The organism is Nonomuraea cypriaca (assembly GCF_015645445.1).
Classification (GTDB): domain Bacteria; phylum Actinomycetota; class Actinomycetes; order Streptosporangiales; family Streptosporangiaceae; genus Nonomuraea; species Nonomuraea cypriaca.
Map to the genome: position 1 here is coordinate 12,559 of NZ_JADOGI010000078.1, position 14,538 is coordinate 27,096.

Below are 14,538 nucleotides of genomic sequence, written 5' to 3' on the forward strand. Positions count from 1 at the left end.
TGTGAGGATCGCGAAGATCACAGCCACTACGGTCACCACGGCCGCGCTGGCCCTGGGCCTGGCCGCCTGTGGGGGCGGCGAAGCGCCCTCGTCCTCGCCCAGCACGGCCGCCTCGGCGAGCGGCCCGAAGTACGCCGGCAAGACGCTGACCTTCTGGCGGCTCGGCGACACCAACCCCGCCGCCGAGAAGTACACCACCGAACTGTCCGCCGAGTTCGAGAAGCAGACCGGCGCCAAGGTGAACGTCGAGTGGATCCCGTGGGCGCAGGTCAACGACAAGTTCACGGCCGCGGCCGCGGGCGGCGCGGGCCCCGACGTGACCGAGATCGGCAACGACCAGGTCCCGCTGTGGCAGAGCCAGGAGGCCCTGGAGCCGATCACCGACATCGTCTCCGCGGGCGACCAGGCCCTGATCCCCAAGAACCTCCTGGGCCTGGAGACCATCGACGGCGAGACGTACGCCGTGCCGTGGGGAGGCGGCAGCCGGGCGGTGCTCTACCGCGCCGACTGGTTCAAGGAGCTCAAGCTCGAGATTCCCAAGACCTGGGACGAGCTCGTCGCCGCCGCCAAGAAGATCCAGGCCGAGAAGGGCTCGGACGTCGACGGCTTCGCCTTCAACGGCGGCTCCGACGCCAACCACCTCCTCGGCGCGCTCGCCTGGACCTCCGGCGGCGACTACGCCGTCAAGGAGGGTGACAAGTGGGTGGGCAAGCTGACGGACCCGGCGTTCAAGACCGGCTTCGCGCAGTACACCAGCCTGGTCACCGACGGCCTGTCCAGCAAGGCGCGGCTCAACCAGAACACCACGGAGATCCGCACCCGCTTCGCCAACGACAAGGTCGGCATGTACCTCACCGCGTCGTGGGACCTGGCGGGGATCGAGGAGGACAGCAAGGGCAAGATCAAGGGTGACAAGCTGGCCTTCTTCCCGCTCCCGTCCCAGGACGGCGGCGAGGCGCAGTCGTTCCTCGGCGGCAACGACATCGCCGTCTGGGGCCTGGCGAAGGAGAAGGAGGCCGCCAAGGAGTTCGTGAAGCTGGCCTCGGGCAAGCAGTGGGGCGTCAAGTACGCCACCGACGGCGGCCTCCTCCCCGTCTACCCCGACGCCCTGGCCGCCCTTTCGAGCGACCCCGTGCAGGCGCCGTTCGCGGCCGCCTTCGCCAAGGCCAAGGCCTTCCCCGCCGACCCGCAGTGGACCGAGGCCAACGAGACCAAGGCGGTGCTGCAGAACGCGGCCCGCAACGTCATCGAGGGCAAGGCGACCGCGGATGAGGCGCTGGCCGCGGCCAACACGGAGCTCGAGAACATCCTCAACGCGTCCTGAGTGCCATGACCGACACGTCAACGCTCCCCCGGGGTGAGGGCCGTTCCTCCACCCCGGGGCGGCGCCGCGCCCGCCCACCGCAGAAGGCGAGTGGGCTCCCTGCCTGGTCCATCCCCTACGTGCTGCTGATCCCCGGCCTGCTGGTGATCGCGGCCCTGCTGCTCTACCCGCTGGTCCAGATGGTGATCATCGCCTTCCAGAAGGTCGGCCTGGTCCAGATCTCCGGCCGCAGGCCCGCCACCTGGGTGGGCTTCGACAACTTCACCAGCATCCTCGAGAACGACATCTTCTGGTCCGCGCTGCGTAACACCGTGGTGTTCGCCGTGCTCGCGGTGCCGCTGACGCTCATCCTCGGCACCGCCGTCGGCGTCCTGCTGCAGAAGCTCGGCAGGAAGATGTCGCTGTTCGTCATCATCGGCATCATGTTCGCCTGGGCCGTCCCTCCGGTGGCGCAGGGCGTGATCTGGCGCTGGTTGTTCGACGCCGAGGCCGGCATCATCAACTGGGCGCTCAACCTGCTGCCCGACTGGCTCTCCAGCCTCCTGTTCGGCCGGTCCGACTGGACCGGCGAGCCCTGGCTCAACGACGCCTGGTCGATCTACATGGTGCTGATCGTCTGTGTGGTCTGGGCGGGCTTCCCGTTCGTCGCGGTCTCCGTGCTCGCCGGGCTCAAGGGCGTCCCCGCCGAGCTCTACGAGGCCGCCAAGGTGGACGGATCCACCCCGTGGCGGACGTTCAGGAAGATCACCTTCCCGCTGCTGAAGCCGGTGTTCGCGGTGCTGACCGTGCTGTCGATCATCTGGGACTTCAAGGTCTTCTCCCAGCTCTTCGTGCTGGCCGGGACGAACAACCGGGAGGCGTACAACCTGTCGATGTTCGCGGTGACCGAGGCGTTCAAGGCGCCGCCGAAGATGGGCTCGGGCGCGGCCATCGCGGTCGTGCTGACCGTGATCCTGCTCATCGTCACCGCGGCCTACATCCGCCAGATGTTCAAGCAGGAGGAGGTGTGATGACCCCGCTGGCCCGCAAGCGCCTGGGCAGGACCGCGCTCAACACGGCAGGCGTGCTGGTCTTCCTGGCGGCCACCTTCCCCGTCTACTGGATGGTCTCCACCGCCTTCAAGACGAACGACCAGATCTTCACCACCGAGTTCATCCCGTTCCCCACCGAGTTCACCCTCGAGCACATCACCCGCGTGCTCACGGACGGCGTGGCCGGGCACTCGATCTGGCTCTACCTGCGCAACAGCGCCATCGTCGCGATCGGCACGGTGCTGATCGGCGCGGTCTTCGCGCTGCTCTCCGCCACGGCGGTGGCCAGGTTCAGGTTCAGGGGCCGTACGCCCTTCCTGGCCCTGCTCCTCGTCGTGCAGATGATCCCCGCCGAGGCGCTGGTCATCCCGCTGTTCCTGAGCGTCAAGCGCCTGGGCCTCTACGACCAGCTGCTCGGCCTGATCGTCACGCAGGTGGCGCTGACCCTGCCGTTCGGGATCTGGATGCTCCGCACGTTCGTCGCCGCGGTGCCGAAGTCGCTGGAGGAGGCGGCCTGGATCGACGGGGCGAGCCGGTTCACCACCTTCTGGAAGGTGCTCTTCCCCCTGGTCGCCCCGGGGCTGGTGGCGACCAGCATCTTCTCGTTCATCACCGCGTGGAACGAGCTGATCATGTCGCTGTACCTGATCAGCGATCCCACGAAGTACACGATGCCCGTCGCGCTGCAGTATTTCTTCGGCCAGAAGGGCACCGACTGGGGGGCCATCATGGCCAGCTCCACGATGATGACCATCCCGGTCGTCATCTTCTTCTTGATCGTACAACGCCGCATGGTCTCCGGCCTGGTCGCCGGGGCCGTGAAGGGCTGACCAACCCACGATGCCGGTACGGCACCGCGCGTGCCGTACTCGGCCATGCCGGAAAACTGATGAGGAGCCATGAGTCAGAGTGATCGGGGGCTGCGCCGCCTGGCGGCCGGCACACTGCTCGTCGCCTTCCAGGGCACCACGGCGCCCGGATGGGTGCTGCGGGAACTGGAGCACGGCCTGGGCGGTGTCACGCTCTTCGGCTTCAACGTGGCCGATCCCGGCCAGGTGCTCGACCTGACCACCGCGCTGCGGGGAGCCGGTGAGCCCGTCATCTCGCTGGACGAGGAGGGCGGGGACGTGACGCGGCTGGCGTACCACGTCGGCAGCCCGTACCCGGGGAACGCGGCGCTCGGCGCGGTGGACGACGTAGAGCTGACCCGCCGGGTCTACCGCGCGATCGCCGCGGAGCTGGCCGCGTGCGGCATCAACCTGGACATGGCGCCGAGCGCCGACGTCAACACCGAGGCAGACAACCCGGTGATCGGCACCAGGTCGTTCGGGACCGGCCCGGAGCTGGTCGCCAGGCACACGGTGGCCGCCGTACAGGGCCTGCAGTCGGTGAACGTGGCCGCCTGCGTCAAGCACTTCCCCGGCCACGGGGCCACCCGGGTGGACTCCCACCTGGCGATCCCGGTCGTGGACGTCAGCATGGACGTGCTGCGGGAGCGGGAGTTGGCGCCGTTCAGCGCCGCGATCGGCGCGGGGGCCAAGTCGGTGATGACCGCGCACGTCGCGGTGCCGGTCGTGACGGGCGACACGCCCGCCACCCTGTCCGGCGCCGCGCTGACCGGGCTCCTCAGGGGCGAGCTCGGTTACGACGGCGTGGTCGTCACCGACGCGCTCGACATGCACGCGATCACCAAGAGCGTGGGCCTGGCCGGTGGCGCCGTGTTGTCGCTGGCGGCCGGGTCCGACCTGTTGTGCCTCGGGCCGCTGCCCACCTACGACGACGTCCAGGCCATCATCGCGGAGATCGTCTCCGCGGTGCGCGACGGACGGTTGCCGCTGGAGCGGCTGGAGGAGGCGGCTGCGCGGGTCGCCGCGCTGCGCGCGTGGTCCGGCTCGCCGGTCCAGGTCACGGCCGAGCAGAACGGGGTCGGCCTGCACGCCGCGCGCCGCGCCGTACGACTGACCGGCGCGACCGAGCCCCTGGTCGAGCCGCTGGTGATCGAGGTGGACACCCCGCCGACGATCGCCGTGGGCGACGTGCCGTGGGGTGTGGGCCCGTGGCTGCCCGACGCGGAGATCGTCCGGGTCGAGCCCGCCGCCGCCGACGTCCGTGCCCTGCTGGCCAAGGCCGCGAACCGGTCCCTGGTCGTCGTGGTCAAGGACGCGCACCGCCACCGGGCGAGCCGGGAACTGGTCTCCGCTTTGGTGGCGACCCGGCCGGACACGACCGTGATCGAGATGGGCCTGCCCGTCTGGCGGCCCGGCAGCGCCGCCTACATCGCGACGTACGGCGCCGCCAGAGCCAACGCCCAAGCCGCCATAGAACTCCTCACAGCCTGAGCCCGCGCGGAGGCGCCGCACACCGCGGCACGGCACGGTGGCACGTGGCGCGGCACGGTCAGTGCGGCGCGGCACGGTGGCCGCGGGCGGGGGCGCGGCGGTGCGGGGGCGGTGGCCGCAGGACGGTGGCAGCGGGGCGGTGCTGGAGGCTTGTGGCTGTCTAGGGCGCGAGGAGTTCCTCGCGGGCCTGGTCGAGAGCGGCCAGTACGGCGCCGCGCAGCACCGGGTTCCTGTCGGTCACCGTCGTGGTGACGACCTGGGGGCGTACCGGGCAGATCCGGGCCACCGCCTCCTCCACCCGGGACGTGAGCGCCGTGCCCCCGGCGTGCCCGACCTCGCCCGCCAGCACCACCAGGCCGGGATCGAGGATCACACACACCGCGGCCACGCCGAGGGCGAGCCGGTGCGCGATCTCGTCGAGCAGCGGCTCACCCGCGGCCCCGGCGGCCACCGCGACCTTCACGCACTCGCCCGCGCTGCCCGCCGCGAAACCATGGCCCTGCGCCAGTTCGGCCACCGCCTCGGCGCTGACGAGCGCCGCCAGGCCGCCCGCCAGCGAGGGCAGCCGCCCCGGCAGGGTGCGGATGTCCTCGGGCAGCGGCACGCCGGGCACCGGCAGGTAGCCGATCTCCCCCGCGCTGCCAGAGCGGCCACGGTGCAGCTTGCCGCCGAGCATGACGGCCAGGCCAAGGCCGCGGCTGGCCCACAGCAGCACGAAGTCGTCGAGCCCCTGGGCGGCCCCGTCGGCGCGCTCGGCGATGGCGGCGAGGTTGACGTCGTTCTCGATCGTCACCTCGCGCCGCAGGTCGCCGGCGAGCGCCTCGTGGATGCCCTCGTGCCAGCCGGGCAGGTCGAACGAGAACCGCACGTCGCCGCTGCGCGGGTCGACGACGCCGGGGGTGCCGATCACGACGCCGCGCAGCCGGCCGATGCTGACCTTGGCGCTGCGGCAGGCCTTGACGATCGCGCCGTGCACGACGGAGACCGGGTCGGTGTCGCCGTTGGGATCGACGGTGACCTCGGCGACCGTGTGACCGTGGATGTCGGCGATCGCGGCCGAGATCAGCTCGGGGCCGACCTCGAGGCCGGCGACGTACGCGCTGGAGGCGATCACGGAGTAGAGGGCCGCGTTGGGACCGCGCCCGCCGGCCTGTGTGCCCACCACTTCGACCAGGCCGCGCTCCTCCAGCCTGGCGAGCGTCTGCGAGGCCGTGACCTTGGACAGGCCGGTCAGGTCACCGATCTGCCCGCGCGTCATGGGCCCGGTGGCCAGCAGCAGGTCCAGTGCGGCCCGGTCGTTGATCTCCCGGAGAAGTCTGGGCACACCAGGACGTCGCTCCACGCTGAATCCCACCGTCATATCGAAAAGGTTGTTGGAAGTTTAGCGCTCCGTATTCGGTTCGCCTGACCCTCCTGATGCCCTTGCGCATAACCAGTGTTGACCAGGAGGGATAATCGAGAACATGCGCCTATCCGCTCGTGTCGACTACGCCCTCCGCGCCGCCGCCGAACTCGCCGCAGCCGGTGCGGGACCAACTACCGTGGGCGAGCTCGCCAAAGAGCAGGACATGCCCCCCAAATATCTGGAGAACATTCTGCTGCAGATGCGACGAGCCGGGCTCGTGCGCGGGCAGCGGGGGCCGGAGGGCGGTTATGTGCTGGCCAGGCCCGCCGCCGACATCTCGCTCGCCGACGTGATCAGGGCCGTGGACGGGCCCCTGGCCAACGTCCGCGGCGAGCGCCCGGAGCACGTGGGCTACCGGGGCCCGGCGGAGGCGCTGCAGCAGGTGTGGATCGCCCTGCGGGCCACCGAGCGGGCCGTCCTGGAGGAGGTCACCCTCGAGCAGGTCGCCACCGGAGCGCTGCCCGAGCGCGTACGCCTGCTCGCCGCCGACCCCGCCGCCTGGGACTGATCTCATCTCTGGGCTCATCTGCGGGTGAACCAGAGTGTGACGGCGTCGAGCTCGGCGGCCGGACCGCCGGCCAGCGTGCGCACGTCACGGCCGTCCTGATCCAGCATGACGAGCTTGGCGTGCTCACCGTCGCGCAGGGCGGCCAGGGCATGCCCGTCGTCGAGCCATCCGTGGAACCGGCTGCCCTCGGGCATCCGCACGGTCCCCCTCTTGCCACCTGACCCTTCATCCCATAAGCAGACGTTCCCCGATTTATCGGGACATATTGTGGCGAAGACCGTTCCGAGCGACCCGCGGGATCCGCCGCCCGCGACCAATTCCCCTACCCCAGGAAACTCCGCCACCAGTCTGCCGCCCAGATCCAGCTTCCGCACCGCGCCCCCACTGCCGCGCAGCACGGTGCGCCCATCGGAACCCCACTCGAACCCGCCCTCGCCCTCGCCCGGCGCCTCCGTGATCATCGTGGTCCTGGCGGCCGCGTCCAGGACGAGGAAGCCGGTGACCTCACTCGACGACTCGCCGACCTCGTACACGGTCGCGAGCAGCCGCCGCCCGTCCGGCGACCACCTCGGGAGCAACAGGGAGTCCGGCTTGTCGACCGTGCGGATCTCCCCGTTCCTGCCGGTGACGCGGTCGCGCAGCACGATGGTCTCGAAATCGAGCCGTCTGACGCGCGTGCCGGACAGGGAGGCCACGTACCCGCCGCCCGGCGAGACGACCGGCTCCTGCAACGTGCCGAAGTGGGCGAACGTCCCAGTCGCGGGATCCCGTACGTACGACTCGAAGCCGCCCCCGCTGCGCTGGTCGTGGTAGGAGGACACCCAGACGGGGTCGGCCGGGTTCTCGTACAGCGTGATCCCGGTGTCCGGGAGCTTCAGTTCGGCCGACGAGGCGAGCGCCAGCGGACCCGCGAGCGGAGTGGGCGGCACGGGCGCCGGGCGTGCGGGCGGCTCCGGCTGGGGCCGCGTCAGCAGGACCGCCACCACGACCGCGAGCGCCGTCACCACCGCCCCCGCCACGAGCGGCCACCGGCGGCGCGCCGGTGGGACGGCGACCTGCTGCCCTTCGGCGAGCAACCGCTGTTCCGGCACCTGGTGGCCGAGCAGCGCGAGCAACGCCTCGGTCGCCGAGGGGCGCACGTCAGGGTCCTTGGCCAGGCACCGGGCCACCAGCTCCCGCAACTCGCCGTCCAGCTCGCCCAGGTCGGGCTCGCCGGACATGATCCGGTTGACCACCGCAGCCAGCTCGCGCGTCCCGAACGGCGGCTGCCCCGTGGCCGCGCAGACCATGGTCGAGCCCCACGCGAACAGATCGGCGGGCGGCCCCGCGACCCGTCCGGCGAACTGCTCGGGCGCCATGTACGGCGGCGTGCCGACCAGGTGCTCCCCCGTCTGCTCCGTCTCCTCCAGCGCCCGCGAGATGCCGAAGTCGATCACTCGTGGCCCGTCCCTGCTGAGCAGCACGTTGCCCGGCTTGAAGTCCCGGTGCACGACACCGGCCTGGTGGATGGCCGACAGCGCGGTCAGCGTGCCGATCGCGAGCCTGCGCAGCTCGGCTCCGCGCAACGGGCCACGGTCGCGGAGGACCTGGGCCAGGGAGGGGCCGTCGACGTACTCGCTCACAACGTACGGGATGCCGCCGCTCTCCCCGCTGGCCAGCACCTGGGCGGGCCCCCGGGCGAGAGCGCGGGCTCCTCGCCCAGTCCCACCGGTTTGAACGCGCCGGACGAGTCCCTGACGTAGCTGCCGAACTTGTCCGTGGTCTCCATATAGGCCGCCAGGCGGACGCCGTCGTCCGGGTGCTCGTGCAAGGTGGCGCCGATCGCCGGCAGTTCGGTGTCGGCCGCCGCCTTCCACGCCACCGTCTCGATCGGCGCCGCCGTCTGCGACGCGCTGAGCGTCGGGCTGGGGGTGAGAGCGGAGGTGGGAGTGGACTCGGCGGCCACCGAGCGGGCGGGCGCGCCGGCGTCGACCACGACGTACACACCGATGCCGGAGACGAGCGCACCGGCCAGGAACGCCCCCGTCAGCATCGGGAACAGGCTTCCGCGGACCCGCGGCGCCGAACCCGGCGTGACCTGTCCGGTCAGGAACGACGTCTGCCCGACCAGCCGCAACAACACCTCGCTCGCGGCCGGGCGGTCCGCGGGCTCCTTGGCCAGGCACGCGGTGAGCAGCGCGTGCAGCTCGCCGAGATCGGGCAGCGTCGGCTCGTCCTTGGCGATGCGGTCCACCGTGGCCGCCATCGACCCGCCCTCGAACGGAGAGGCCCCGGTCGCGGCGAACACCATGGTCGCCGCCCAGGAGAACACGTCCGCGGCCGGCCCGGCGGGCGCGCCGCGCAGCCGTTCGGGCGCGGTGTAGGCGGGCACGGCGACCTTACGGGTGTCGACGGCCGCTTCGGCCATCGCGTGCTCCAGCCCGGCGTCGACGAGCCGCGGCCCGTCGGGCCCGAGCAGCACGTTGCCCGGCCTGATGTCCCCGTGCACCAGCCCGGCCTGGTGGATCGCCACCAGCGCGGTGATCGTTCCCGCCGCCAGCCGGTAGAGCGCCACGCCTTCCAGCACCCCGCCGGCCTCGTTCAGCGGGGGTCCGTCGACGTACTCGCTGACGACGTACGCCCGCCCGTCCAGCGCCCCGACGGCCAGGATCTGCGCCGTGCCCACGGCGGTGAGGCCGCGCATGGGCTCGATGGCGTTCAGGAACGGCTCGGGATCGATCTCCGGCGGCAGCAGCCTGACGACCACCGCCTCCTCTGCCGACGAGCAGCCGGCGAACACGCCGGCCCTCAGCCGCCCGCTGAGCGTGTATCCCCCGACCTCCGCAGGGTCTCCCTCGCGTAAATCCTCTATGTCCGGCATGCCCCGTCCAGCCCCTTTCGCCAGGCATTCGCTGATCGTCATTATGGTCATCGCCCCTGACTCGTGCGAGGGTTACGACGGCCGGTGCCGGGGCGTTCCTAGACTGGAGGGATGCCTGAAGGAGACGCCGTCTACCGCACGGCCGCACGTCTCAGAGGGGCCCTGGACGGGCACGTGCTCACGAGGTCGGACTTCCGTGTCCCCAAGCACGCCACCGCCGACCTCACCGGCCGCGCGGTCATCACCACCGCCTCGCGCGGCAAGCACCTGCTCACCCGCGTGGAGGGCGACCTGACCGTGCACAGCCATCTCAGGATGGACGGGAGCTGGCAGGTCATGCCGGTGGGACGGCGCACCGCACCCGGCGACCAGGTCAGGCTCATCCTGGCCAACCAGACGTGGCAGGCTGTGGGGGTCAGGCTCGGGATGGTGGATCTCGTCAGGACCGCCGACGAGGCACGGCTGGTGGGCCACCTGGGCCCGGACCTGCTCGGGCCGGACTGGGACCCCGGCGAGGCCGTGCGAAGGCTGCGAGCGGCGCCGGACAGGACCATCGGGGAAGCGCTGCTCGATCAGCGCAACCTGGCGGGGATCGGCACGATCTATCGCGCCGAGACCCTGTTCCTGCGCGGTGTCTGGCCGTGGAAGAAGGTCGGGGAGATCGAGGATCTCAACGGGCTCGTGACGCTGACGCGGCGGCTCATGGGCGCCAACAAGGGGCACGCGGGCACGGTGACCACAGGTGATCGCCGCCCGGCGAACCAGACCTGGGTCTATGGCAGGGCGGGGAGGCCCTGTCGCCGATGCGGCACCCGCATCAGCCGCGGGGAGATGGGGGCGGGACCACAGGAGCGGCTGATCCTGTGGTGTGCCGGCTGCCAGCCGCGTTGAGCGACGTCAGGCGGCCACCATGTCCTTGACTTCGGGGAACACGGAATCGGAGATCGACCCCGGGACCGTCTCGGAAAGAGGCAGTCGCTCGTGCTCGGGCACATCGGCCAGCACAGGGGCAGCCTGGAGCTCCGCCAGCGCGAACTGGTCGGAAACCTCACGCAACACCTGCGAAAGCGGCACTCCAAGCGCGCCGCAAATGGATGCGAGCAGCTCGGACGAGGCCTCCTTCTGGCCACGCTCCACCTCGGACAAGTAGCCGAGCGAAACACGGGCAAGTGTGGACACTTCGCGTAGCGTGCGTCCCTGCCGCACCCGCAACCGCCTCAGCACGTCACCGAGCAGCTGACGCAGCAGAATCATCTGTCGCTCCCTCCCCGGCGCGGATGTCTTCACCACGCCCCGCGCGATCGGTTCGTGCCGCACATTGGTCTTCTTAGCTTCGTACATACTCCTCGCCGTCATCATTGGGCGTCGCCGACCCTGGACCGCCGCTCGTGCCTCGTTGCGCGACTCATCAGGCCCGCCTGCCGGGCGCTCGGTGCTTGCAGTTGGCTCACGGACCTCACTCACAGCTCCACCGTACCCGTATCCACCGACACCGCGTCAGACCGTGCATCGCATGTTCGCTGGGGACGTAACACGGTAATCACCCGGAATGTTCCCCTATGTTCGCCTTGAGCACACCTGACAGGAGATCGACTGCCACGTCCACCGTCTCTACCCTGATACGTTCACGGGTCCCGTCAAGGCTCAACTCACGGACCTCGATCTTTCCGCCGGGGCAGGAAACCGCGGCGTACACGGTGCCGACGGGCTTGCCGTCCTGCGGCTCAGGCCCGGCCACGCCCGTCACCGCCAGCCCGTACGTGGCCCCGCACAGCCGCGCCACACCCGTCGCCATCGCGGCCGCCACCTCGGGGTGCACGACCCCCTCACGCCGCAGCAGCTCCTCCGGCACCCCCAGCAACTCCCGCTTGAGATCCGTGGCGTACGAGATCACCCCGCCCCTGAACGCCTTGGACGACCCCGAGACCGACGTGAACGCGGCCCCGATGAGCCCTCCGGTCAGCGACTCGGCCACCGCGACCGTGGCGCCCTGTCGTACCAGCATGGCCAGAACCCCCGCGATATCCATCGCCGATCACTCCCCGCGCGCCCGCCGCGCCACCTTACGCAGTCTGGCGGCCCGGATGACGTAGTCGAGCCCCGTGCCCACGGTGACGACCAGCGCCGCCCCCATCACCACCCACCGGACCGGGTCGGGCACACCCGGCAGGAGGTAGAGCACGATGGCGGCGATCTGCAGCACGGTCTTGACCTTGCCGCCGTAGCTGGCCGGGATGACCGCGTGCCGCAGCAACACGAACCTGAGCAGGGTGATGCCCACCTCGCGTACGAGAATCGCCACCGTCACCCACCACGGCAGCTCGCCGAGGATCGACAGGCTCACCAGGGCCGCCCCTGTGAGTGCCTTGTCCGCGATCGGATCGGCGATCTTGCCGAAGTCGGTGATCAGGCCGTAGCGCCTGGCCAGCTCACCGTCGAGGTGGTCGGTGATGGAGGCCACCCCGAACACCGCGAGCGCGGCCAACCGCCACCCCGTGCCCGGCAGGAACAGGCAGACGACGAAAAAGGGGACGAGCGCCAACCGGAGGACCGTGAGGACGTTGGCGATGTTCCACGGGCTCACCACCCGGCGCTCGTCCCTCGTCATGGACCGGCCTTGATGCGCGCGATCAGGTCGACGCCCTCGGCGTCGACCGCGATCGCCCGCACGATCTGCCCCCTGACCAGGCCGATGCCCTGCACCGTGACCGAGCCGTCGACCTCGGGCCCCTGGTGGGCGGCCCGGCCCTCGTAGCCGCCGTCTCCCAGGTCGTCGTCGATCAGCACGTCGAGCTCGGTGCCGATGCGATCCTCCGCGCGCTGGGCGGTCAGCTCCTCTGCCAGCTCGGTGAGCGCACGCACCCGCTCGTCGATGACGTCCTGCTCCAGCTTGCCCGGCAGGCCTGCGGCCTCGGTGCCGTCCTCGTCGGAGTAGCCGAACACGCCGATCACGTCGAGTCTTGCCGCCTCCAGGAAGCCGACCAGCTCGCCGAACTCCTCCTCGGTCTCACCGGGGAACCCCACGATGAAGTTGGAGCGCACACCGGCCTCTGGGGCGCGCTCGCGCACGCTCTCCAGCAGCCCGAGGAACCGGTCGGGGTCGCCGAAGCGGCGCATCCTGCGCAGCACACCCCCGCTGGCGTGCTGGAAGGACAGGTCGAAGTAGGGCGCGACGCCCTCGGTGCCGGTGAGCACGTCGATCAGCCCGGGACGCAGCTCGGCGGGCTGCAGGTAGCTCACGCGCACCCGCTCGACGCCCTCGACGGCGGCGAGGTCTGGGAGCAGCTTCTCCAGGGCCCGCAGGTCGCCCAGGTCCTTGCCGTAGGACGTGGAGTTCTCGCTGACCAGGACGAGCTCGCGCACGCCCCGGTGGGCCAGCCAGTCGGCCTCGGCCAGCAGCTCCTCCGGCCTGCGTGAGACGTAGGAGCCGCGGAAGGCCGGGATGGCGCAGAACGTGCAGCGCCGGTCGCAGCCGGAGGCCAGCTTGAGCGAGGCCACCGGGCTCTCGTCCAGGCGCTTGCGCAGCACGCGCGGCCCGCTGGCGGGGGCCAGGCCGGTCGGCAGGTCGCCGTGGCCTGGGATGTTCGTCTTGGGCGCGCTGGCACGGTCCACCGGCGAGATGGGCAGCAAGGTGCGGCGGTCTCGTGGCGTGTGCGGCTTGAGCGGCCTGCCCGCGAGCACGTCGTCGAGCCGGCCGCCGATCTCGCCGTAGTCGTCGAAGGAGATGACCGCGCTGGCCTCGGGCAGTGCCTCGGCCAGCTCGTTGCCGTAACGCTCGGCCATGCAACCCGCGGCGACCACCTTGGCGCCGGAGTCCGCGGCGGCCAGCAGCGTGTCGATGGAGTCTTTCTTGGCCGAGTCGATGAAGCCACACGTGTTGACGACGACGACGTCGGGGTCGTCGTCGCCCAGCTGCCAACCGGCAGCCTCGAGTCGCGCGGCCAGCTCCTCGGAGTCGACCTCGTTGCGCGCGCAGCCCAGAGTGATCAGCGATGCGGTTCGGCGGGATGACATGGTGAACCCTACGGTATCGGGAGTTGGCCACCACCCGACGCACCGCCCTCGAGGAGCGTGCTCCTCGAGGGCGGGAAAATCGCCTCTTCCTCGCCTTTCGCGGCGGGCGTGCCCCCCGCGGGAGAAGCCTCTTCCTCGCCTTTCCGGGGGGAACGCGGGGGGCGTGCCCCCCGCGGGAGAAGCCTCTTCCTCGCCTTTCCGGGGGGAACGCGGGGGGCGTGCCCCCCGCGGGAGCGTCAGCGTTGACGGCGCTCCGGCGTTGGAGTGGCTTTTGGCGTTGGTGTGGCTTTTGGCGTTGGTGTGGCTGCGGTGAACGAGCGCCGCACCATCTCGCCGCGACCGCCGAGCCCCCTCACTCTCTTGCCGTTGACCTGCACGGACACGGCTCCCGCGTCACCGAGCAGCACGTTGACCCGGTCCACCGCCCGCCACGTGGAGGTCTTGCCCGCCTTGAGCGTGCCCGCGAACAACCGGCGCCCCTCGGAGTCGCGCACGTTCACGTACGACGAGCGCTTGGCCCTGATCTTGAGCGTCACCACGTCCTCGGCGGCGGCGCTCGGTGACGGCGACTCGGTGATCGGCGTGTTCGGCGGCACGCTCGGCCGGGCCGAGACCGCCTGCATGTCGGCGTTGCGCGCCTGGTCGCTGGCCCCGCCCAGCACGCGCATCATGCCGAACACCACCACGACCGCGAGCGCCACCCCCAGCGCCATCGACCAGTTCGGCCCCCGCCGCTCCGGCAGGTGGATCTTGCGGTCGGCCTGGAACACGGCGGCGGCCCGCATCGGCGGGGGCGCGCCCCCGTGTTGTTCGTCATAGAGATGAACCGTGGCCTCAGGATCGAGACCCACGGCCCTGGCCACGGCCCTGACGTGGCCCCGGGCGTAGAACGCGCCGCCACACTGGCCGTAGTCGTCCTGCTCCATGCGATGGATGATCGCCTCACGGATCCGGGTGGCCGCGCTGACCTGCGCGACCGACAAACCGGCCGATTCTCTGGCTGCCCCCAGCATGGCCCCGATGCTCTGCTCCTGCACAGCGAACGCCTCCCCACGGC

14 protein-coding genes are annotated in these 14,538 nt (G+C 70.9%); 6 read left to right on the top strand and 8 right to left on the bottom strand.

Annotated features, from left to right (window positions below):
• Position 1 precedes the first annotated feature (1 nt).
• The 4 genes from ITP53_RS24895 (at position 2) to ITP53_RS24910 (ending at position 4,694) form a co-directional block, all read left to right on the top strand.
• Positions 2-1,324, top strand: coding sequence for an extracellular solute-binding protein (locus ITP53_RS24895; protein ID WP_195897861.1), 1,323 nt, complete (start codon positions 2-4; stop codon positions 1,322-1,324).
• A gap of 5 nt (positions 1,325-1,329) precedes the next feature.
• The gene (locus ITP53_RS24900; protein WP_195897862.1) at positions 1,330-2,334 is read left to right on the top strand and encodes a carbohydrate ABC transporter permease; all 1,005 of its coding nucleotides are present in this window, start codon (positions 1,330-1,332) and stop codon (positions 2,332-2,334) included.
• On the top strand, positions 2,334-3,185 hold the full coding sequence (locus ITP53_RS24905; RefSeq protein ID WP_195897863.1) for a carbohydrate ABC transporter permease: 852 nt from the start codon (positions 2,334-2,336) through the stop codon (positions 3,183-3,185). Before ITP53_RS24900 ends, ITP53_RS24905 begins: the two co-directional genes overlap by 1 nt.
• Before the next feature lie 69 nt (positions 3,186-3,254).
• Positions 3,255-4,694 (top strand): glycoside hydrolase family 3 protein, encoded by a 1,440-nt coding sequence (locus ITP53_RS24910; RefSeq protein ID WP_195897864.1) that lies wholly within the window; start codon positions 3,255-3,257, stop codon positions 4,692-4,694.
• A 160-nt stretch (positions 4,695-4,854) separates the two neighbouring features.
• On the opposite strand, the gene ITP53_RS24915 is transcribed toward ITP53_RS24910, so the two are convergent.
• The gene (locus tag ITP53_RS24915; protein ID WP_195897884.1) at positions 4,855-6,036 is read right to left on the bottom strand and encodes an ROK family transcriptional regulator; all 1,182 of its coding nucleotides are present in this window, start codon (positions 6,034-6,036) and stop codon (positions 4,855-4,857) included.
• Between the two features lie 121 nt (positions 6,037-6,157).
• On the opposite strand from ITP53_RS24915, the gene ITP53_RS24920 reads away from it, so the two are divergent.
• Positions 6,158-6,607: an RrF2 family transcriptional regulator gene (locus tag ITP53_RS24920; protein ID WP_195897865.1), complete on the top strand. Its 450-nt coding sequence runs from the start codon at positions 6,158-6,160 to the stop codon at positions 6,605-6,607.
• Between the two features lie 14 nt (positions 6,608-6,621).
• Here ITP53_RS24920 and ITP53_RS24925 read toward each other — a convergent pair whose 3' ends face one another.
• Positions 6,622-8,229, bottom strand: a complete 1,608-nt coding sequence (locus ITP53_RS24925) for a serine/threonine-protein kinase (RefSeq protein ID WP_328815647.1) — start codon at positions 8,227-8,229, stop codon at positions 6,622-6,624.
• Entirely contained in the window at positions 8,226-9,467 is a 1,242-nt protein-coding gene (locus tag ITP53_RS56185; protein WP_207756395.1) for a serine/threonine-protein kinase, read from the bottom strand. The genes ITP53_RS24925 and ITP53_RS56185 overlap by 4 nt, the downstream gene beginning before the upstream one ends.
• Before the next feature lie 111 nt (positions 9,468-9,578).
• On the opposite strand from ITP53_RS56185, the gene ITP53_RS24930 reads away from it, so the two are divergent.
• A complete protein-coding gene (locus ITP53_RS24930; protein WP_195897867.1) occupies positions 9,579-10,358 on the top strand; it encodes an Fpg/Nei family DNA glycosylase in 780 nt (259 codons plus the stop codon).
• A 6-nt stretch (positions 10,359-10,364) separates the two neighbouring features.
• Here the strand turns inward: ITP53_RS24930 and ITP53_RS24935 are convergent, their stop codons facing one another.
• The 5 genes from ITP53_RS24935 to ITP53_RS24955 all read right to left on the bottom strand — a co-directional run bounded on the left by ITP53_RS24935 (position 10,365) and on the right by ITP53_RS24955 (position 14,518).
• On the bottom strand, positions 10,365-10,721 hold the full coding sequence (locus ITP53_RS24935; protein ID WP_090929002.1) for a helix-turn-helix domain-containing protein: 357 nt from the start codon (positions 10,719-10,721) through the stop codon (positions 10,365-10,367).
• A gap of 286 nt (positions 10,722-11,007) precedes the next feature.
• Positions 11,008-11,496: a CinA family protein gene (locus ITP53_RS24940; protein WP_195897868.1), complete on the bottom strand. Its 489-nt coding sequence runs from the start codon at positions 11,494-11,496 to the stop codon at positions 11,008-11,010.
• 6 nt (positions 11,497-11,502) lie between these two features.
• Positions 11,503-12,075: a CDP-diacylglycerol--glycerol-3-phosphate 3-phosphatidyltransferase gene (gene pgsA, locus ITP53_RS24945; protein WP_195897869.1), complete on the bottom strand. Its 573-nt coding sequence runs from the start codon at positions 12,073-12,075 to the stop codon at positions 11,503-11,505.
• On the bottom strand, positions 12,072-13,481 hold the full coding sequence (gene rimO / locus ITP53_RS24950; protein WP_195897870.1) for a 30S ribosomal protein S12 methylthiotransferase RimO: 1,410 nt from the start codon (positions 13,479-13,481) through the stop codon (positions 12,072-12,074). Before rimO ends, pgsA begins: the two co-directional genes overlap by 4 nt.
• 236 nt (positions 13,482-13,717) lie before the next feature.
• On the bottom strand, positions 13,718-14,518 hold the full coding sequence (locus ITP53_RS24955; RefSeq protein WP_195897871.1) for a helix-turn-helix domain-containing protein: 801 nt from the start codon (positions 14,516-14,518) through the stop codon (positions 13,718-13,720).
• Between the last annotated feature and the right edge of the window lie 20 nt (positions 14,519-14,538).

Coding starts and splice junctions, on each gene's coding strand:
- ITP53_RS24900 (WP_195897862.1), top strand. CDS start 1,330: ATGACCGACACGTCAACGCTCCCCCGGGGTGAGGGCCGTTCCTCCACC.
- ITP53_RS24905 (WP_195897863.1), top strand. CDS start 2,334: ATGACCCCGCTGGCCCGCAAGCGCCTGGGCAGGACCGCGCTCAACACG.
- ITP53_RS24910 (WP_195897864.1), top strand. CDS start 3,255: ATGAGTCAGAGTGATCGGGGGCTGCGCCGCCTGGCGGCCGGCACACTG.
- ITP53_RS24920 (WP_195897865.1), top strand. CDS start 6,158: ATGCGCCTATCCGCTCGTGTCGACTACGCCCTCCGCGCCGCCGCCGAA.
- ITP53_RS56185 (WP_207756395.1), bottom strand. CDS start 9,467: ATGCCGGACATAGAGGATTTACGCGAGGGAGACCCTGCGGAGGTCGGG.
- ITP53_RS24930 (WP_195897867.1), top strand. CDS start 9,579: ATGCCTGAAGGAGACGCCGTCTACCGCACGGCCGCACGTCTCAGAGGG.
- ITP53_RS24935 (WP_090929002.1), bottom strand. CDS start 10,721: ATGATTCTGCTGCGTCAGCTGCTCGGTGACGTGCTGAGGCGGTTGCGG.
- ITP53_RS24940 (WP_195897868.1), bottom strand. CDS start 11,496: ATGGATATCGCGGGGGTTCTGGCCATGCTGGTACGACAGGGCGCCACG.
- pgsA (WP_195897869.1), bottom strand. CDS start 12,075: ATGACGAGGGACGAGCGCCGGGTGGTGAGCCCGTGGAACATCGCCAAC.
- rimO (WP_195897870.1), bottom strand. CDS start 13,481: ATGTCATCCCGCCGAACCGCATCGCTGATCACTCTGGGCTGCGCGCGC.